The organism is Ancylobacter mangrovi, assembly GCF_024752355.1.
Taxonomy (GTDB): domain Bacteria; phylum Pseudomonadota; class Alphaproteobacteria; order Rhizobiales; family Xanthobacteraceae; genus Ancylobacter; species Ancylobacter mangrovi.
Genome location: NZ_JANTHZ010000014.1, coordinates 25,792 through 44,191 on the forward strand (window position 1 = coordinate 25,792; position 18,400 = coordinate 44,191).

An 18,400-nucleotide genomic window follows, 5' to 3' on the forward strand; every position below is an offset into this window, starting at 1 on the left:
CTCCATCGATCCGTCATGTGATGAACTGGTGAGAACTACGATGGAAATCGGCATCTGGCTTCCGGTGTATGGGGGATGGCTGCGCTCCCTCGACGCGCCAACGGGACCCGACGTCGCCGCCTGCCTCGCGATCGCCCAGCAGGCGGAGGCGCTCGGCTTCGACTTCCTCTACGCGTCCGAAAACCTGCTCAACTGCATTCACGGCCCGGCCGAGAGCGTCGCGGACGCCTGGAGCATCCTCGCCGCCATCGCCGCCGTGACCAACAAGGTGGGGCTGTGCGGGGCGGTGAAGCCAGGCTTCCGCTCGCCCTTCCTGGTGGCGCGGATGCTGGACACGCTGTCCAAGATCTCTGAGCGCCGGCTCGGCATGAACATCGTCTGCGGCTGGTGGAAGGAGGAGTTCGATCTCTCCGGCGTCGACTGGCTGGACCATGACGGGCGCTACGACCGCGCGGCCGAGTTCCTGCGCTCGCTGAACGGGCTGTTCCAGCCGCCGGCCGACGCGATGGCGGGCGGGGAGGACGGTGCCGGCGAGGGCGGGATCGGCGCGCCGCCCAGCTATGGCCTCGACCCGGCGGCGCTGCCCGAGATCTGGATCGCCGGCCATTCCGACCGCGCCGTGCGCATGGCGGCCGAATGGGGGCACTGCCTCTTCCTGAACGGCATGAGCGACGAGGAGCTCAAGCAGCGGATCGAGAACATCCGTCAGGAGGCCAACAACTGGGGGCGCGACATCCTCGTCGCCGCCAACGCCTACGTCATCGCCACCGAGACCAGCGAGCAGGCGCGGCAGCGGTGGAAGTCGGTCGTCTCGCGGCGAAACCCGGACACGATCGGCTTCTTCCGCCAGGTGATCGGGGATTCGGGGGCGGCGGCGTGGTCCTCGCTGTCCGAGGACCAGATGGTCGACTCCAATGCCGGCTTCGAGCTCGGCCTGATCGGCTCCTTCGAGGACATCCGCCAGCGCATCCCCAAGCTCGAATCGATCGGGCTGAACCGCATCGTGTGCCAGTTCGACGACCCGATGCGCGACGCCGGCCCGTTCATGAAGCACGTCATCCGGCCGCTGCGCACCTCGCGGCCGCTCGAGCTGACCGCGAAGTGAGGGCGCGCAGGATGACCCCGGACCCGATCCCCACCCCGGACGACGTCAGGCGACGCTTCAAGGACGTCTTCAGCCGGCTCGCTTCCGGCGTCTGCGTGGTCTCGTTCTGGCGCGGCGGGCGCGTGCACGGCTTCACCGCGACCTCGGTGACCTCGGTGTCGCTCGACCCGCTGCGGGTGCTGTTCTGCCTGTCGCGGGCGAGCGACAGCCACGCCTGCCTGCGGCCGGGCGCGGCGATCGGCATCTCGGTGCTGCATGCCGAGCAGCAGATCCTCTCCGAGCGCTTCGCCCGCCAGGCCGATCCCGGCGGCTACGACGATGTCGGTATTTCCAAGGATATCCCGCATGCCCCGCTGATCGAGGGGGCGATCGGACAGATCGCGGCCACGGTGGCCGAGATCATCCCCTCGGGCGACCACGTCATCGTGCTCTGCGACGTCTCGGCGGCACAGGCATCGGACCATGGGGACCCGCTTCTGTACTGCAAGCGAACCTATCACAGACTTCACCACATCCTCTAGAACTGCGGAGAAGATCGAAATGGACAAGTCGATATTTGCGTCTATGCCGAGTCTCACGCCTTCGCTCGGCTTCGCGTCGATGATCGGGCTCGGACTGTTCTCGCTGGCCCTGTCCTACGCCGTGAAGACGCTGCTGGTGCGCAACACGCACGACTTCATCATCGCCGACCGGCGCGTCGGCTTCGGCTTCGGCGTCGCCTCGGTCATCTCTGTCTGGACCTGGGCCATGGCGGTGATGATGAGCTCCGCCATGACCTTCCAGTGGGGCCTGTCCGGCCTGTTCTGGTTCGTGGTGCCGAACGGGCTGGCGGTGATGGCGATGATCCCCTTCGCCCGCGTGCTGCGCCGCAACATGCCGGAGGGCTACACGATCTCGGAATTCATCCAGTACCGCTTCGAGCGCTCGCGGGTGGCGACCGGCATCGTCACGCTGACCATGATCTTCGGCATCATCCTCGAGATCCTGATCAACCTGAAGGGCACCTCGGTGGTGGTTTCCACCGTGTTCGGCATCGACTGGAAGGTGGCGACCATCGTCGGCATCGTCTGCGTGCTCGCCTATTCCTATTTCGGCGGGCTGTGGACCAGCGTGCTGACCGGCACGCTGAACACGCTGATGATCACCGTGCCGGCGGCGATCATCGTCGCCGCGGTGTTCGCCGCGGTGCCGGGCGGGTCGGAGGCGGTGTTCAACGCCGTCGGCGACGCGGGGGCGCAGAACCTCTCCGTGCTGCGGCCCGACGCGGCGGCGGGCTTCGGCATCACGCTCGCCTTCGGCCTGCTCGCCGCCACCGTGTCCGACCAGACGTTCTGGCAGAAGGTCTGGGCGATCAAGAGCCGCGACGTGGGGCGCACCTTCCTGTGGGCGGGCGCGCTGTTCTACCCGATCCCGATCTGCCTCGGCATGCTCGGGCTGGTCGGCATCGCCGCCGGCCTCACCCCGGCCGACATCGGCGGCGACATCGCGGCCATCGGCCCCTACATCGTCGCGCATATCGGCCTGCCGCTGACGCTGGTGCTGCTCTACGTGCTGGTGATCCTCGCCGCCTGCTACTCGACCATCGACGGCGCCAGCTCGGCGCTGTCGTCGATCGTCGCGGTCGACATCGTCAAGCGCTACTTCCCGGCCACGCCGGAGCGGCTGCTGTTCCCGATCACCAAGTTCTCGGTGCTGCTGGGCGGCGTGATCGCCACCATCATCGTGCTGTCCGGGGTCGACTTCACCACGCTGGTCCTGACGACCTACGCCCTCAAGACCTCGATCCTGCTGCCGCTGATCCTCGCCATCCTGTGGCCGAAGACCAACACGGTCGGCTTCGTCGGCGGGGTCGTCGCTTCGATCGCGATCGGCATGCCGATCTACGAGATGGTCGGGGAGCTGGCGGGCACGCTCTCCATCGTGGCGATCGGCGGCCTCGCGGTGGTCGGCTGCGGGCTGATGGACAGCAAGGAGTTCGACGTCACGCAGCTCCGGCGCGTGTCGGACGAGATCGCGAGCCCCGCCCCGGGGGCCGAATGAGAGCGCGCCGCCTCGCCGCCTGGGTGGCGGGGCCTTCTCCCTCACGGATTTTCAGAAGGACATGACGATGTACACGCTCATTCTCGTTCTCGGTATCTGCGCGGCGGCCCTGTTCCTGGCGGGGTTCGCGCGCGGCCTTCGCAACGCGGTCATCGAGTACAGGCGCGGCAAGCCCGAGCCGACCGAGGTGCCCGACTACAACTATGTCGGCATGGCGGCGATCTCGGTGGTCATCTCGGCCACCGTGATCGCGCTGGTCGGGGTGGCGCCGATGTGGATCTATGCCGGGCCGCTGATGGTGCTGGGCACGGCCGCCGGCATCGGCGTCGCGTTCTTCGTCGAGCGCCCCAGCGCCTGACGTCGCGGGCCCGAGGCTCGTGGCCCGATCTTCGCGGGCCCGACCTTCGCGGAATCGACGACCGCCCCTTCCGAACAGTCCGCATGGCCGCCGCCGCGGCCATGCCCGCTTCATGACGACTGCAGCGCGAGGCGCCAGACATGACGACAAAGAACAAGAAGCACGCCCATCTTCTCGGCTTCATCCAGCACGGCGTGAACAGCCACGCCACCGGCATGTGGCGCAACGCCCGCGACAAGATCGGCTGGGACTTCGCCCGGCCCGAATACTGGCAGCACATGGCGCGCACGATGGAGCGCGGCCTGTTCGACGCCATGTTCATCGCTGACGAACTCGCGCCCTACAACACCCACGAGGACAGCTCGGACGCCATCGTGAAATGGGCGGTGCAGTGCCCGACCCACGAGCCCTCGACCATCGTGCCGATCATCACGACCGCCACGAAGCATCTGGGCGTGGGGGTGACGCTGTCGACGGCGTTCGAGCATCCCTACTCGATGTGCCGGCGGCTCTCGAGCCTCGACCACCTCTCCTCCGGCCGCGTCGCCTGGAACATCGTGTCCTCCTACTCGAAGAGCGAGTGGGACGCCTACGGGCAGCCCATGACCGACCGCAGCGGGCGCTACGAGCGGCTCGAGGAGTATATGGAGGTCTGCTACAAGCTCTGGGATTCCTGGGAGCCCGACGCCATCATCGCCGACAAGGCTTCGGGCATCTATGCCGACCCCGCAAAGGTCAAGGTGGTCCACCACCAGGGCAAGTACTACACCTGCAACGGCCGCCATTTCTGCGCGCCCTCGCCGCAGGGCCGGCCGGTGCTCTGGCAGGCGGGCTCGTCCGGGCAGGGGCGCGACTTCGCCGCCCGGCATGCGGAGGCGATCTTCGCGGTGCATCCCAATGTCGAGCGGATGAAGCAGTATACGAGCGACCTCGACGACCGGCTGACCAACAAGTTCAAGCGGGAGCCGGGCTCGGTGAAGCTGATCTTCGGCCTGCAGACGGTGGTTGCCGACACGCGCAGCGAGGCGCAGGACAAGTACGAGCGGATCAAGGCCTGCATTCCCCCCGAGGGCGCGCTGGCCTGGATGTCCGGCCATTTCGGGCTCGACTTCTCCAAGTTCCCGCTCGACGCCGTGGTGCAGAACATCGAGGTGCCGGGCATCCAGGGCCTGTTCGAATCGATCATCTACGCCAAGGGCGGCGCGCCGGTGACCGTGAAGGAGGCGGCGATGATCTACGCCCAGGGCATGGGCATGCCGGTGGCGGTGGGAACGGCATCGGACATCGCCGACCAGATCGAGCACTACATGGACGACGGCGGCGCCGACGGCTTCATGCTGGCCGCGACCTACACGCCCGGCTGCTTCGAGGAATTCGTTGACCTCGTCGTGCCGGAGCTGCAGCACCGCGGCCGGCTGCGCACGCGCTACACCGGCGCGACGCTGCGCGAGAACCTGCTCGAGGCTTGACGGGGAGCGCCCGCGGGCCCGGCGCCGTCAGACCGGGGAGGCCGCGCGCGCGGCCTCGTCTCCGCTCCCGCTCCCTCTCCCGGCCGCCTCGCGGCTCTTCGCCCGCGCCGCGATGGACAAAACCAGCACGCCGGCGACCGCCGACAGGATCGAGGCCATGAACACGGCGATCTTGGCGGCGGCGAAATCGGCGGGCTCGGCGAAGGCCTGCCCGGCGATGAACAGCGACATGGTGAAGCCGATGCCGGCCAGCATGCCGGCGCCCACGAGCTGGAGCCACGAATAGGCCGCCGGCTTCACCGCCACCCCTGAGCCCACCGCGATGGCGCAGGCCAGGACGATGCCGAGCGGCTTGCCCAGCGCCAGCCCGGCGACGATGGCGAGCATCAGCGTCTCGTGTCCGTGCCAGAGGTCGGGCGTGAGCGCGACGCCGGCATTGGCGAGCGCGAACAGCGGCAGGATGACGTAGCTCGAACGCATGCTGGCGTGCCGCAGCAGCCGGTCGGCGGGCGATTCCAGCCGGTCGTGGATGGCGTCGAGCGCCCGCATCGCCGGCAGCGAGGGGCCGTGCCGCAGGGCATCGCCCTGATGCGCCTCGGCGGCGATGATGGTGTCGGCCTGGAGCGTGAGCGCGCGCAGGTTCGCCGGCGGGCGCGTCGGGATGGCGAGGGCGAGGATGACCCCCGCCAGCGTCGCATGCAGCCCGCTCGCATGGACGCACGCCCACAGCGCGATGCCGACCAGCACATAGGGCGAGACGCGGTAGACATGGGAGCGGCTGAGCCCCCACAGGCACAGCGCGAGCACGAGCGCGGCGGCCATGTAGTCCAGCCGCAATTCGCCCGAATAGAACAGCGCGACCACCGCGATCGAGCCGATGTCGTCGACGATGGCGGCGGCGGTGAGGAAGATGCGCAGCTCGACCGGCACCCGCCGCCCCAGCATCACGATCAGGGCGACGGCGAAGGCGGTGTCGGTCGCCATCGGCACGCCCCAGCCATGGGCCCACGGGCCGTCGGGGATGACCAGCCGGTAGATCAGCGCCGGGGCGACCATGCCGCCGATGGCGCCGGCGATCGGCAGCGCCGCCGTGCTCACGCTGGCGAGGCGCCCGACTGTCATCTCGCGCTTGATCTCCAGCCCGACGACGAGGAAGAAGATCGTCAGCAGGCCGTCATTGATCCAGTGCAGCAGCGACATGCGGAACGCGGCATCGCCCACCAGCAGGCCGAGCTCCTGGTGCAGCAGGTTCTCGAAGCCCGGGCCGAGCGGCGAGTTGGTGAGGATGACGGCAAGTATCGTCGCCACCAGCAGCAGGATGCCGGCCGAGGGCCCCCAGCTCGCGAAGTCGATCGCCGCCGACTGCACCCGGTGGCCGAGCCGCCCGAGCATCGCGTCCGCCAGCGAGCTCTCGTCCCACGGCCCGTCATAGCGGCGCCCGTTGATGAAGAAGGTGGGGGTGAAGCGCACGCCGCTCGCCTGCGCGCTCGCCGTGTCCGCCGCGACCCGTGCCTTGGCGCGCCCTTCCTCCTCCGCCGAGCGGCGCGGGTCCTCGCTCGCCAGGCCCAGATCGTCGGCGACCGCGACCAGGTCCTCCTCGGTCAGCGTCGCCGAGCGCGTCATCAGCTTCACATGGGCGTGCCAGAAGCGCTCGGCGTCGCCCGCGCGCTCCACCAGTTCGGCGGCGCGGCGGGCGATGTCGCTGCCGGTGAGGGGGCGGTGGCGGAAGACGTAGCGCACCCGCTCGCCGAAATGATCGCGCACATGGGCGATCTCCTCATTGGCGGCGCGGCAATAGGGGCAGGCATAGCTGCCATATTCGACCAGCGTCATCTCGGCGCGCTCCGAGCCGAGCACGTGGTCGAGGCTCTCGTCCACCGGCCGGTCCAGCCGGTTCGCGGGTTCTGGCTGCATCATCGGCCGACCGGACTTTCCTGTTGCCCTTCCCGAAGCGTCGTCAGCGCGCCGCCGCCGCCAGGCTCGCGAGCCAGCCATGAATGGCATGCACCACCACGGATCCCTCGCCGACGCTGGAGGCGACGCGTTTGACCGAATCCGCCCGCACGTCGCCGACCGCGAACACGCCGGGAATGCTCGTCGCGTGCTGGGCGACGGCGACCCGGTCGTCATGGACGTAGCCGGTCTTCACGAAGCCCTTGTCGTCGAGCGCGACGCAGCCGCTGAGCCAGTCGGAGTTCGGCTCCGCGCCGATCATCTGGAACAGGTTCGAGACCTGCCGCTCGGTCTCGGCGCCGCCGTGCTCGCGCCAGCGCACGGCCTCCAGGCACTCCTCGCCGATGAGCGCGGTGATCTCGCAGCGCGGGTGCAGCGTGATGGCCGAGGATTCGACGATCCGCCGCACCAGATAGTCCGACATGGTGTCGGTGAGCCCCTCGCCGCGCACCAGTATGTGGACGTGGCTGGCCTTGCCGGAGAGGAAGATGGCGGCCTGGCCGGCCGAATTGCCGCCGCCGACCACCACCACCTCGCTGTCGACGCACAGCCGGCCTTCCAGCGAGGTCGCCGCGTAGTGCACGCCCTGCCCCTCGAAGCGGGCGAGGTCGGGTACGTCGAGCCGCCGGTAGCGTGCGCCGGTGGCGACCACGATGGTGCGCGCGGCGATGGTCTCGGTGCCGTCGAGGCTCACCCGGTAGGGGAAGCCGCTGCAGTCGAGGCTGGTCGCGGCCTTGGCGACGACGAGGCGGGCGCCGAATTTCTGCGCCTGCACCTGCGCCCGGCCGGCCAGCGCCTGCCCGGAAATGCCGGTCGGGAAGCCGAGATAGTTCTCGATGCGCGAGCTGCTGCCGGCCTGCCCGCCCGGGCCGACCGCCTCGATGACGATGGTGTCGAGCCCTTCCGAGGCCGCGTAGACCGCGGCGGCGAGGCCGGCCGGGCCGGCGCCGACGACCGCGACGTCGTAGACATGGTCCGGGTCGAGTTCCTCGGTGATGCCGAGCGCGTCGGCCAGCGCGCGGTTGGTGGGATGCTCCAGCACCTGCTCGCCGCTCAGGATGACGACCGGCAGCGCGCCGGGGCCGAGATGGAAGGATTCGAGCGCCTGCTGGGCGCTGGCGTCGTGGTCGATGTCGATCACCCGGTGCGGGTAGCCGTTGCGGGTGAGGAAGCTCTGGATCCGCAGCGCGCTCGCCGAATGGCCGCTGCCGAGCACCACCGTGCCGCCCTCGGCGTGCTGGATCAGGCCGACGCGGCGCAGGATGAAGGCGCGCAGGATGATCTCGCCGATATCCGGCTCGGCGCTCACCATCCGCCGGAACGCGTCCCGCGTCACCCTGATCACCCGCGTCGGGCGGGCGGCGCGGGCGCACACCAGCACGGCGCGGCCGGTGAGGTGGTTGAGCTCGCCGGTGAATTCGCCCGGCTCGTGGGTGATGATGAGCACGTGCCCGTCGCGGCCGTCGCTCTCCAGTATGTCGACCGCGCCGTCGAGGATGAGGAAAAAGTCGACGCCGCGGTCGCCGACCTCGAACAGGTAGTCGCCGCCGTCGAAGCTCGCCGGCTCGCCGTAGCGCGAGATGCGCTCGACCATGGCGGGGGGCAGCTTCGGGAAGGTCTGGCCCGGCCGGTCATAGGGATCGGTCGGCATGCCGCCGTCGCCGGCGGGGCCGCGCCGGTCGGGTGGGGAGATGTTCATCGGACGTCTCCTGTTGCTGGCGGGATGATCGCACGAAAGGGCACGTCGACGAAGGCGGCGCCGGCGGGGAAAGCCGGGCCGGCGGCCGGAGCGCCGGCGGATGCTGCCAGCAGATCGCGGCCCCTGTCCAACGGCGTTTTCGCCGCCGCACCCGTCAGGGCAGGGCGGCCTCGTCGAGGCGGGCATAGTCGGTGTAGCCCTCGGCGCCGCCGCCGTAATAGGTCGCCCGGTCGGCCTCGGCGAGCGCCGCGTCGCGGCGCAGCCGTTCCACCAGGTCGGGATTGCCGATGAAGGGCCGGCCGAAGGCCACCATGTCGGCATAGCCCGAGGCGAGCGCGTCGATCGCGAGGCGCCGGTCATAGCCGTTATTGGCGATGTATCTTCCGCCGAACGCCGCGTGCAGCGCCTTGAAGTCGAACGCGTCCGCCGCGTTGGGCCCGCGCGTCTGGCCCTCGACGCAGTGGAGGTAGGCGAGGCCGAGCGTGCCGAGCTCGCGCGCCAGATGCCCGTAGGTGGCCTGCGGCGTGCTGTCGAGCGGCGTGTCGCCGGCGGAGCGGGTGAGCGGGGAGAGCCGCACGCCGACCCGGTCGGCGTCCCAGATCTGAGCGACGCCGGTGACGACCTCGACGGCGAGCCGGGTGCGGTTCTCGATCGGGCCGCCATAGGCGTCGGTACGCCGGTTGGTGCTGTCGCGGATGAACTGGTCGAGCAGGTAGCCGTTCGCCGCGTGCACCTCGACGCCGTCGAAGCCGGCCTCCTTCGCCAGCCGCGCCGCGTGACGGTAGTCCTCGATGATGCCGGCGATCTCGTCGGTCTCGAGCGCGCGCGGCATGGAGGGCTGCGCCTGGGTACGCGTCTCCAGGAAGATCAGCTCGCCGGCACGGATGGCGGAGGGCGCGACCGGCGCGGCGCCGTTCTCCTGCAGGTCCACATGCGAGATCCGCCCGACATGCCAGAGCTGGCAGACGATCCGCCCGCCGGCCCGGTGCACCGCCTCGATGACGGGGCGCCACGCCTCGACATGGGCGGGCGTGTAGATGCCGGGGGTGAAGGCGTAGCCGCGGCCCTGGCGCGAGATGTTGGTGGCCTCGGTGATGATGAGGCCGGCCGAGGCGCGCTGGCGGTAATAGTCGACGGCGAGCGGCGAATGCACCCCGTCCATGCCGGCGCGCGAGCGTGTCAGCGGGGCCATGGCGATGCGGTTCGCGGCCTCGATGGCGCCGATCCGCGTCGGCGAGAAAAGGGCGTCGGCGTCGGGCATGTCGGGCTTCCTTGTCGTGGGCGAGGTGCTGCGGCACGAGGCGGAGCGGCCGCCGCGCGCGCAGCCTAGCGCGCCGCGCGGCGCGCGCCCGTCAATCCTGGTGAAAACCGGTAAAGGCGAAGGCGGGCGGATCGACCCTCGCCACCCGGCATAGCTTTCAATTTTACCAATTTTAACTCGCGGGGGCCCGGGGCGAATACTAACATTCCCCTGCGTACGTCATGCCGTCAGGCAGTGTTCAGGAGAGGAGCCTCCCGATGGCCTTTTCGCTCAATGTAAACGGCAGGAGCTATGCGATCGACGTGGACGCCGACACGCCGCTGCTGTGGGTGCTGCGCGACGTCATCGGCCTGACCGGCACGAAGTTCGGCTGCGGCGTCGCCCAGTGCGGGGCCTGCACCATCCATCTCGACGGGCAGGCGGTGCGCTCCTGCGTGACGACGATCGAGAGCGCGGGCACCTCCCCGATCACGACCATCGAGGCGATCGGCGACACCCCGACCGGCCACCGCGTGCAGCAGGCCTGGCTCGAGCAGGAGGTCGTCCAGTGCGGCTACTGCCAGTCCGGCCAGATCATGTCCGCCACCGCGCTGCTGAACGAGAACCCGGCGCCGGAGGACGAGGACATCGACGCCGTCATGGCCGGCAATATCTGCCGCTGCGGCACCTATCCGCGCATCCGCGCCGCCATCAAGAGCGCGGCGGCGGGCGTGCCGGCCGGCAAGGGAGGCTGAGATGGGTATTCTCGCCCGGGCCGGGGATCTGCGGCTCTCGCGCCGCTCCTTCGTGGTGTCGGCGCTGTTCGCCGGCGGCAGCCTTATCATCGCGCCGCGGCTTATCGGGACGGCGCAGGCCGCCGAGGCGGCGGAGCTCAACGCCTTCATCCGCATCCCGCCGGCCGGCCCCATCGAACTCGTCATCGCCTCGGTGGAGATGGGGCAGGGCGTCTATATGGGCCTGTCGACCCTGCTCGCCGAGGAGCTGGAGGTCGGGCTCGACCAGATCGTCGCCGTGCCGGCGCCGGCCAATCCCGCGCTCTACTCCCACCCGGTGCTGCGCGACCAGATAACCGGCGGCTCGGTGAGCATTCGCGGCTTCTGGGAGCCGATGCGCAAGGCCGGCGCGACCGGGCGCCTGATGCTGGTCGCGGCGGCCGCCGACAGATGGGGCGTGCCGGCGGCGAGCTGCCGCGCCGAGTCGGGCGAGGTGATCCACGCCGCGAGCGGGCGGCGCCTCGCCTATGGCGAGCTGGCGCAGAAGGCGGCCGGCATGCCGGTGCCGCAGGACGTGCCGCTGAAGCCGGCGAGCGCGTTCCGGCTGATCGGCAAGCCGGCCCGGCGTATCGACACGCCGGCCAAGGTGGACGGCACCGCCCGGTTCGGGCTCGACGCCCGGCCGCCGGGCGTCGCCTTCGCCGCCATCAGCATCTGCCCGACCTTCGGCGGCACGCTCGGCTCGGTCGACGACGCCGAGGCGCTGAAGGTGCGGGGCGTGCGAAAGGTGGTCCGTCTGAGCGACGCGGTGGCGGTGGTGGCCGACCATACCGGCGCCGCGCGCAAGGGGCTGGCGGCGCTGCGCATCGACTGGGACCGCGGCGCCAATGCGAGCCTCACCACGCAGGAGCTGGAGCGCCGCGCCGACGCCGCCATGGCGGGCGACGCGCTGGTGGCGGTGAACGAGGGCGATGTCGAGGCGGCGACCGGCGGGCCGGTCGTCGAGGCCGTCTATCGCATGCCGATTCTCCCGCACACGACCATGGAGCCGATGAACTGCACCGTCCATGTGCGCCCCGATTCCTGCGACGTGTGGGTCGGCACGCAGGTCGCCGGCCGCGCCCGCCAGACCGCCGCCGAGGTGACCGGCCTGCCGGTCGAGAAGGTGATCGTCCACAACCACCTGCTCGGTGGCGGCTTCGGCCGCCGGCTCGACCATGACGGCGTGACCATGGCGGTGCGGGTGGCGCAGCAGGTCGAGGGGCCGGTCCAGGTGGTGTGGAGCCGGGAGGAGGACGTGCGGCACGATTCCTACCGCTACCTCAACCTCAGCCGGATCGACATCCGGCTCGGGCCGGACGGCATGCCGGTGGCGCTGCGCCACCGGGTGGTGGGGCCGGCCATCATGGCCCGCTTCCTGCCGATCTTCTTCAAGGACGGGGTCGATTTCGACATCATCGACGCCGCCGAGAGCCCCTATCGCATCCCGAACAAGCGGGTCGAATTCGCTCGCCACGAGGCGCCGGAGGGCATGCTCACCGGCAACTGGCGCGGCGTCGGCCCGACCCGCAATGCGCCCGCCATCGAGGGCGGGATCGACGAGGCGGCCCATCTCGCCGGCATCGACCCGGTGGAGTACCGGCGCCGGCTGCTCTCCGGCAATCCGCGCCTGCTGGCGGCGCTCGAGCTCGCTGCCGGCAAGGCCGGCTGGGGCGGGGACCTCGGGCCGCGGCGCGGGCGCGGCGTCGCGCTGATGGCGGCCTTCGGCAGCTTCGCCGCCACCATCGCGCATGTCCATGTCGGCCCGGACGGGGCGCTGAAGGTGGAGCGCATCGTCTGCGCCGTCGATTGCGGGCAGGCGGTCAATCCCGAGGTGCTGCACCAGCAGGTGGAGAGCGGCATCGTCTACGGGCTCAGCGCCGCGCTCTACGGGCGGCTCACCATCGAGCAGGGCGCGGTGGTCGAGAGCAATTTCGACGACCAGCCGGTGCTGCGCATCAACGAATGTCCCGAGATCGAGGTCCATGTCATCGAGAGCGGGGAGGCGCCGGGGGGCATCGGCGAGCTCGGCACGCCGGGCGTGGCGCCGGCGCTGATGAACGCGATCTTCGCGGTGACCGGCAAGCGGCTGCGCGCGCTGCCGATCGACACCGCCGAACTCAGCGGGAGCTGACCATGCGGGGGCAACAGCTGCGTGAAGCCGGCCGTGCCGCGCTGGTGGCGCTGGTCGCGGGAGCGGCGATCACCGGCATGATCGCGGTCGCCAGCGGCTCGTCGGGCGACCCTGCGGCCTCGGGCGGCGGGGCGCTGAAGAGCGTCGCCGAGTTCCGCTCCATAGCCGCCACCGATGCGCGCTCGCGGGCGCTGTTCACCGAGGCGGCGCGGGTCATCACCGATCCGCGCTGCATGAACTGCCATCCGGCCACCCGCAGCCCGACCCAGGGCGACGACCTGCACCCGCACATGCCGCCGATACAGGCGAGCGAGAGCGGCATGGGCGTCGCCGGGCTGAACTGCCATTCCTGCCACCGCTTCGAGAACACGACCCTGCCGGGCACCCGGGTCGGCTCGGTGCCGGGCGCCGAGCAGTGGCTGCTGGCGCCGGCGAGCATGGCCTGGCAGGGGCTCACGCTCGGCGAGATCTGCCGCCAGATCAAGGACCCGGCGCGCAATGGCGGGCGCTCGCTCGCCGACATCCTCAAGCATATGGGCACCGACCATCTGGTCGGCTGGGCCTGGCACCCGGGCGCGGGACGCGAGCCGGCGCCGGGCACGCAGGAAGCGTTCGGCGCGCTGATCGAGGCCTGGATCGCGACCGGGGCGCACTGCCCCTCGTGACGCTCCGGCCCGTCAGGCGCCGCTCAACGCGCGGCGATAGGCGCCGCGCCCCATGAACATGACGAGCGCGGAAAGCGGCGCCAGCAGCCCCGCGACGACGGCGAGCGAGTGGCCGATCTCCTCGCGGCGCACGAAGACGTGGTCGGTCAGCAGCGCCACCAGTAGCGGGCCGAAGGTCAGGCCGAGCACCCCGATGACAAGGTAGTAGACCGCCGCCGTCCGGCCGTGCAGGCGCGGCGGCGCGACGTCCTGGATGGCGCCGATCAGCAGGCCGACCGGCAGCGAATAGCAGGCCCAGGCGAGGGCGAGGAAGGCGAGCGCGGTGCCCGCCTTCGGCGCCAGGAAACCCGTCACCGCGAGCGGCGCCACCAGCGCGATGGCCGGCAGCGCGATATCGATATTGGCGGTGGCAAGCCCACGTCCGCGGGCGCGGCTCGCCAGCGCGCCGCCGGCGAAGGAGCCGAGTACGCCGGCGACGAGCAGGACGAGGCCGAATTTCAGGCCGGTCTCGGCGGCGCTCCAGCCGAAGCGGCGGATGAAGAAGGCCGGGATCCAGGCCAGCAGGCCGAAGGCGATGGCGCCGTAGAGCGCGATCGCGCCGTACTGGCAGGCGAAGAAGCGGCGATGGGCTGCGAGGCAGCCGAGCAGCGTGACGGCCTGCGGGCGATCGGCGAATTGCGGTTCGGCGCGGCGGGCCGGCTCGCGCAGGATGGCCATCAGCAGCGGCACGATCAGCCCGGCGAGGCCGACGATGATGAAGGTCGCCTGCCAGGAACGCACGATGCCGAAGAGCGGCAACTCGATTTGTGGTGCCTGCTCCACGGCGCGGATGACGGCTCCGCCGCCGATCAGCGCCAGTCCCGAGCCGATCGAGGCGGCGCCGACATAGACGCCGAGCGGCAGGGAGCGCCGCTCGGGCGGGAAGGAATCGCCGATCATCGACACGGCGGCGGGCGACAGCGAGGCTTCGCCTGCCCCGACCCCGACCCGGGCGAGGAACAGCCGGCCGAACGAGCCGGCAAGGCCGCAGGCGACGGTCGACAGGCACCAGGCGGTGGCGCCGGCCACCACGATCCATTTGCGCGAGGCGCGGTCCACCAGCCAGCCGAAGGGCAGGCCCATGGTCGAGTAGAAGATCGAGAAGGCCAGCCCCTGCAGCAGCGAGAGCTCGGTGTCGCTCAGCGCGAGGTCCGTCTTTATCGGCTCGACCAGCAGGCTGATGACCATGCGGTCGACGAAGGACACCGTGTAGGCCAGGGTCAGCAGCAGGACCATCGTCCAGGCGCGGGCGCGGGACGGCAGGGCGTGGTCGGGCGTCATCGCATTCCTTCCGCCGGCGGGCCGGTGGCAGGCGGGCGGCCTGCGCGCTCCTGTGCTCGCCGGGCCGTTCAGGCCGAGGCGGTCTGCTGGCCCCGCTTGCCCAGCCTTTCGCGCAGGCGCTCGCGCGCTGCGGCGAGGTCCGCGAAGTCGTAGTCGCCGGACGAGCGGGCGTGGCAGGCCTCAAGCACCTCGAACGCCTCGCCGAGCCGGCACTCGGCCTCGAGCTTGGCGGCGAGGGCGAGGGCGGCGCGCACCTCGAGCGATAGCGCGCCGATCTCCTGCGCCGCGCGGATGGCCTTGGCCATGAGCCGTTCGGCCTCCTCCGGCCGGCCGGCGCGCAGATGGACCAGCCCGTCGAGGCGCAGCACCTCGGCGAGGCACCACATCTCGCTTTGCGCCTGCACGCTCGCCCGCGCATCCCTGACCGCGCCGCGCGCCTCCTCGATCTCGCCGGCGGCGAGCAGGGTCTCGGCGAGCATGCAGTGATACATCGGCGCGCGCACCACGAACCGCCCGGCGATCAGCTCGGCGAGCCGCGCCTTCATCTCGGCGACCCCGCCGGGCGCGCCCTGCCGGGCCCTGAGCGCGCTGCGGAAAAAGCGGCCGAGCGGGCTCCAGACGGCGATGTTCTCGCGCCGGAGATTGTCCTCCAGCATGGCCTGGAACCGGGCCGCACCGTCCTCGTCGCCGGACCACAGGGCGATCGGTATCGCGCCGAACGCCAGCGCGTTCGACTGCGAGACGATGTGGCCGATGGCGTCGGCGCGGTCCACCGCGTCCTCGGCGACGCGCGCCGCCCGCGCCGGTCCGCCGGTGAGCCAGAGCAGGAAGGCGAGTGAACAGCCGATCGCCACCAGCCGGTCGAGCTGGAACCGGGCGATGCGCGCGCGCTCCTTGGGCTGGCGGTAATAGGCGGCGAGCCGGTCGAGCCGCTGCCGGGCGCTGGCGAGCCGGCCTATATAGGTCTCGGCCATGGCCAGCACCCGCTCGCCCTCATGGATGGCGGACCAGTCGGCATGCGCCTCGGCGAGCTCCATGAATTCGCCGAGCCGCCCGATCGCCTCCAGCGGGCGGCCGGTGAAGACGAGGTAGATCGACAGCCCCCACAGGCCGCGAAGCTGGTATTCGAGGCTGTCCGCCTCCACCCCCAGCCGGTAGCAGTCGAGCCAGGCGGCCTCGGTCTCCGGCACCAGCGTCTGGGCGAAGTTCATGCCCGAGGCGCGGGCGGCGGCGAGCTTCATCTTCAACTCGGCCGGGCAGTCGCCGATCTCGCGGACCGCGAGCAGGGCGCTGTCGACGCGGGCGCGGGCCTCGGCCACGGAGGACAGTTCGTCCCACAGCGGGATGGCCGCGGCGGTGAGGCGGACGCCAAGCATGCGGATGCCCGGCAGCCCATCCCCGCCGGCGCCGCTCCCGCCCTTCGGGCCGAACGCCCAGGCCATCACCTTGCGCAGGTCGTCGATCCGCCCGGCATATTCGGCCAGCCATTCCTGCTTCTCGCGCCACGACCATTGCTCGTCGGCGCGCTCGAACAGCGAGAGCACGTGCCGGGCGTAGCGGGCCATCGCCCGGTTCTGCTCGCCGGCCGCGGCCAGCCGCTCGCCCGCATAGGCGCGGGTGCTGTCGAGCAGGCGGTAGTGCAGCGCGCCGTCGCGATACTCGACCGCGACCAGCGAGCGCGCCGTCAGCCGCTCGATGGCGTCGATCGCCTGCGCGGGCGCGAGGCCGGCGGCTTCGGCCACCGCGATCGCGTCCTGCAGGTGGAACACGCCGGCGAAGACCGAAAGGAAGCGCAGCAGCGTCGCCTCGTCGTCGGAGAGCAGGCGGTAGCTCCAGTCGAGCGTGGCGAGCAGGGTCTGCTGGCGCAGCGGCGCCTGGCGCGGGCCGTTGCTGAGAAGCTGGAAGCGCTGCTCCAGCATCTGCAGCAGGGTCGCGACGTCATAGGCGCCGATCTTGCTAGCGGCGAGCTCGATCGCCAGCGCGATGCCGTCGAGCCGCTGGCAGATCGCCGACACCAGCGGGGCATCGGCATCGGTGAGCGCGTAGTCGCAGCGCTCCCGGGCGCGGGTGACGAACAGGCGGATGGCGGGAAATTCCAGCGCCTGCTCCGCCGTCATGGCCCGGCCCGGGGCGGGCACCTCGAGGGTCGGCAGGCGGTGCACATATTCGGGCGCGACGCGCAGCGGCTCGCGGCTGGTGGCGAGCACGGTGAGCAGCGGCAGCGCCGTCGTCAGCCGCTCGACCGTCGCGGCGACGGCGGGGGCGAGGTGCTCGCAATTGTCGAGCAGCAGCAGGACGCGCCGCTCGTGCAGCGCGTCGATGATCCCCGCGAGCCCGTCATCGGCGGCCTGCCGCGCGCCGATGCCGGCCGCGATCGCCGCCGGCACGTATTGCGGGTCGTCTATGGTCGACAGGTCGACGAATGAGATCCCGTCGGCAAAGCCCGCCCGCGCCTCATGGGCGACGGCGACCGCGACGGTGGTCTTGCCCACCCCGCCGGGCCCCACGATGCTGAGGCAGCGCGCGCCGGCGAGCCGGTCGGCCAGCCGCGCGATGTCCTGTCGGCGCCCGATCAGCGGGCGCAGCGCGGGCAGGGTCCTCGAATGCACAGGGGCGGCGGGGGCGGTCGGCAGCGAGGGTTCGGCGGGCGGCGCCATCGGCTCGACCGCGACCGGGACGACGAAGCGGTAGCCGCGGCCAGGCACGGTGGCGATATAGGACGCGTCGGAGGCGTCGCTTTCGGTCCCGGCCAGCACGCGGCGCAGCGCGGCGACGTTCACCTTGAGGTTGCCCTCGTGAACGAAGGTGTCCGGCCAGCCGAACTGCAGCAGTTCCTTCTTGCTGACCAGATCGCCGGAGCGGCGCACGAGCAGGGTGAGAAGGTCGAAGGCGCGGGCGCCGATGCGCACCGGCACGCCGTCGCGGCTCAGGCTCTGGCGGCTGGGATGCAATCGGTACGGGCCGAAAATGAACGCGCGATCGTCCGGTTCCGTCGGCTGTGGTCCCATGCCTGCAACCGCCCCGCAGCCTTCAAGCAGCTGGCCCCGATGGCCTTTTCCCAAAGTCCATCAGCTCCGCGCATCGGCTCGATCCATGAGTAAAAAGCATGCCTTATGGCGGGAGATGGCGCAAGGTTACCACAACGAGGGCGGGCAGCCGGCGGGCCCGTCGCGGGGCATGGGGCGAGGGGCCGGGCAAGGGGGCGACGCTAACCTCGCTTTGCCGGGCCGCCGGCACCACGCCGCCACCGCCGAGCTCGGGACCTTCCCGGTCGACGTCTCGGATCGCGAGGGGCTGGGCGCGCTCGTCGAGGCGCTGGAGGCGCGCTTAGGCGACGGCGAGTGCTGATGACCATGCCGCCATCTCCCCGCCGGCGCCATCGTCTAGAACCGTCCGGCGCTGTCGCGCTGGCACCCCGACTACGCCGGGGTCCTCGCCGCCTTCGTCGCCCGACTCGGGCCGCCGGATCGGAGGCGCCGACCTCCCGCGCCACCTCCTCCTGCGTCACGTGATGCCGCCGGGCCATACCCGTCCCATTGCGTGAGCGCGCCATATTGCCGGATGGCCCGAGGGCCGGTACGAAGCGGCATCGAGTCCGACCACGGCGACGAAAGTTTCTTCCGCCCTGCCCTGGCCGAAGGGAG

13 protein-coding genes are annotated in these 18,400 nt (G+C 71.0%); 8 read left to right on the top strand and 5 right to left on the bottom strand.

Features of this window, described 5'->3' with window-relative positions:
- Window positions 1-40 precede the first annotated feature (40 nt).
- From NVS89_RS21545 to NVS89_RS21565, 5 genes are all read left to right on the top strand, one after another.
- On the top strand, window positions 41-1,105 hold the full coding sequence (locus NVS89_RS21545) for an LLM class flavin-dependent oxidoreductase (RefSeq protein ID WP_258734832.1): 1,065 nt from the start codon (window positions 41-43) through the stop codon (window positions 1,103-1,105).
- Between the two features lie 11 nt (window positions 1,106-1,116).
- Window positions 1,117-1,626, top strand: coding sequence for a flavin reductase family protein (locus NVS89_RS21550; RefSeq protein WP_258734833.1), 510 nt, complete (start codon window positions 1,117-1,119; stop codon window positions 1,624-1,626).
- 43 nt (window positions 1,627-1,669) lie between these two features.
- Complete coding sequence (locus tag NVS89_RS21555) at window positions 1,670-3,145, top strand: sodium:solute symporter family transporter (RefSeq protein ID WP_258734834.1); 1,476 nt, start codon at window positions 1,670-1,672, stop codon at window positions 3,143-3,145.
- A 67-nt stretch (window positions 3,146-3,212) separates the two neighbouring features.
- Window positions 3,213-3,503, top strand: a complete 291-nt coding sequence (locus NVS89_RS21560; RefSeq protein WP_258734835.1) for a hypothetical protein — start codon at window positions 3,213-3,215, stop codon at window positions 3,501-3,503.
- A gap of 140 nt (window positions 3,504-3,643) precedes the next feature.
- Window positions 3,644-4,972, top strand: coding sequence for an LLM class flavin-dependent oxidoreductase (locus tag NVS89_RS21565; protein ID WP_258734836.1), 1,329 nt, complete (start codon window positions 3,644-3,646; stop codon window positions 4,970-4,972).
- Between the two features lie 27 nt (window positions 4,973-4,999).
- On the opposite strand, the gene nhaA is transcribed toward NVS89_RS21565, so the two are convergent.
- The 3 genes from nhaA to NVS89_RS21580 all read right to left on the bottom strand — a co-directional run bounded on the left by nhaA (window position 5,000) and on the right by NVS89_RS21580 (window position 9,885).
- Window positions 5,000-6,889 carry a Na+/H+ antiporter NhaA gene (gene nhaA / locus NVS89_RS21570; RefSeq protein ID WP_258734837.1) on the bottom strand — a complete coding sequence of 630 codons (1,890 nt, stop codon included), beginning with the start codon at window positions 6,887-6,889 and terminating at the stop codon, window positions 5,000-5,002.
- Window positions 6,890-6,929: 40 nt separating this feature from the next.
- Window positions 6,930-8,624: an FAD-dependent oxidoreductase gene (locus NVS89_RS21575; RefSeq protein ID WP_258734838.1), complete on the bottom strand. Its 1,695-nt coding sequence runs from the start codon at window positions 8,622-8,624 to the stop codon at window positions 6,930-6,932.
- A gap of 154 nt (window positions 8,625-8,778) precedes the next feature.
- Complete coding sequence (locus NVS89_RS21580) at window positions 8,779-9,885, bottom strand: alkene reductase (protein WP_258734839.1); 1,107 nt, start codon at window positions 9,883-9,885, stop codon at window positions 8,779-8,781.
- A 257-nt stretch (window positions 9,886-10,142) separates the two neighbouring features.
- Here NVS89_RS21580 and NVS89_RS21585 point away from each other — a divergent pair, with 257 nt between their 5' ends.
- The 3 genes from NVS89_RS21585 to NVS89_RS21595 are packed head-to-tail and all read left to right on the top strand — an operon-like array spanning window position 10,143 to window position 13,436.
- Window positions 10,143-10,619 carry a (2Fe-2S)-binding protein gene (locus tag NVS89_RS21585; protein WP_258734840.1) on the top strand — a complete coding sequence of 159 codons (477 nt, stop codon included), beginning with the start codon at window positions 10,143-10,145 and terminating at the stop codon, window positions 10,617-10,619.
- A gap of 1 nt (window position 10,620) precedes the next feature.
- Window positions 10,621-12,771: a xanthine dehydrogenase family protein molybdopterin-binding subunit gene (locus NVS89_RS21590; RefSeq protein ID WP_258734841.1), complete on the top strand. Its 2,151-nt coding sequence runs from the start codon at window positions 10,621-10,623 to the stop codon at window positions 12,769-12,771.
- Window positions 12,772-12,773: 2 nt separating this feature from the next.
- Window positions 12,774-13,436, top strand: a complete 663-nt coding sequence (locus NVS89_RS21595) for an Isoquinoline 1-oxidoreductase subunit (RefSeq protein ID WP_258734842.1) — start codon at window positions 12,774-12,776, stop codon at window positions 13,434-13,436.
- Window positions 13,437-13,448: 12 nt separating this feature from the next.
- On the opposite strand, the gene NVS89_RS21600 is transcribed toward NVS89_RS21595, so the two are convergent.
- Together NVS89_RS21600 and NVS89_RS21605 are read right to left on the bottom strand one after the other, a co-directional pair.
- Window positions 13,449-14,756 (bottom strand): MFS transporter, encoded by a 1,308-nt coding sequence (locus tag NVS89_RS21600; protein WP_258734843.1) that lies wholly within the window; start codon window positions 14,754-14,756, stop codon window positions 13,449-13,451.
- 68 nt (window positions 14,757-14,824) lie between these two features.
- Entirely contained in the window at window positions 14,825-17,707 is a 2,883-nt protein-coding gene (locus NVS89_RS21605; protein ID WP_258734844.1) for an ATP-binding protein, read from the bottom strand.
- Window positions 17,708-18,400 lie beyond the last annotated feature (693 nt).

What these genes read in the sequence shown, in the direction of transcription:
- NVS89_RS21545 (WP_258734832.1), top strand. Translation starts at nt 41, where the DNA reads ATGGAAATCGGCATCTGGCTTCCGGTGTATGGGGGATGGCTGCGCTCC.
- NVS89_RS21595 (WP_258734842.1), top strand. Translation starts at nt 12,774, where the DNA reads ATGCGGGGGCAACAGCTGCGTGAAGCCGGCCGTGCCGCGCTGGTGGCG.
- NVS89_RS21600 (WP_258734843.1), bottom strand. Translation starts at nt 14,756, where the DNA reads ATGACGCCCGACCACGCCCTGCCGTCCCGCGCCCGCGCCTGGACGATG.
- NVS89_RS21580 (WP_258734839.1), bottom strand. Translation starts at nt 9,885, where the DNA reads ATGCCCGACGCCGACGCCCTTTTCTCGCCGACGCGGATCGGCGCCATC.
- NVS89_RS21550 (WP_258734833.1), top strand. Translation starts at nt 1,117, where the DNA reads ATGACCCCGGACCCGATCCCCACCCCGGACGACGTCAGGCGACGCTTC.
- nhaA (WP_258734837.1), bottom strand. Translation starts at nt 6,889, where the DNA reads ATGATGCAGCCAGAACCCGCGAACCGGCTGGACCGGCCGGTGGACGAG.
- NVS89_RS21575 (WP_258734838.1), bottom strand. Translation starts at nt 8,624, where the DNA reads ATGAACATCTCCCCACCCGACCGGCGCGGCCCCGCCGGCGACGGCGGC.
- NVS89_RS21590 (WP_258734841.1), top strand. Translation starts at nt 10,621, where the DNA reads ATGGGTATTCTCGCCCGGGCCGGGGATCTGCGGCTCTCGCGCCGCTCC.
- NVS89_RS21560 (WP_258734835.1), top strand. Translation starts at nt 3,213, where the DNA reads ATGTACACGCTCATTCTCGTTCTCGGTATCTGCGCGGCGGCCCTGTTC.
- NVS89_RS21585 (WP_258734840.1), top strand. Translation starts at nt 10,143, where the DNA reads ATGGCCTTTTCGCTCAATGTAAACGGCAGGAGCTATGCGATCGACGTG.
- NVS89_RS21565 (WP_258734836.1), top strand. Translation starts at nt 3,644, where the DNA reads ATGACGACAAAGAACAAGAAGCACGCCCATCTTCTCGGCTTCATCCAG.
- NVS89_RS21555 (WP_258734834.1), top strand. Translation starts at nt 1,670, where the DNA reads ATGCCGAGTCTCACGCCTTCGCTCGGCTTCGCGTCGATGATCGGGCTC.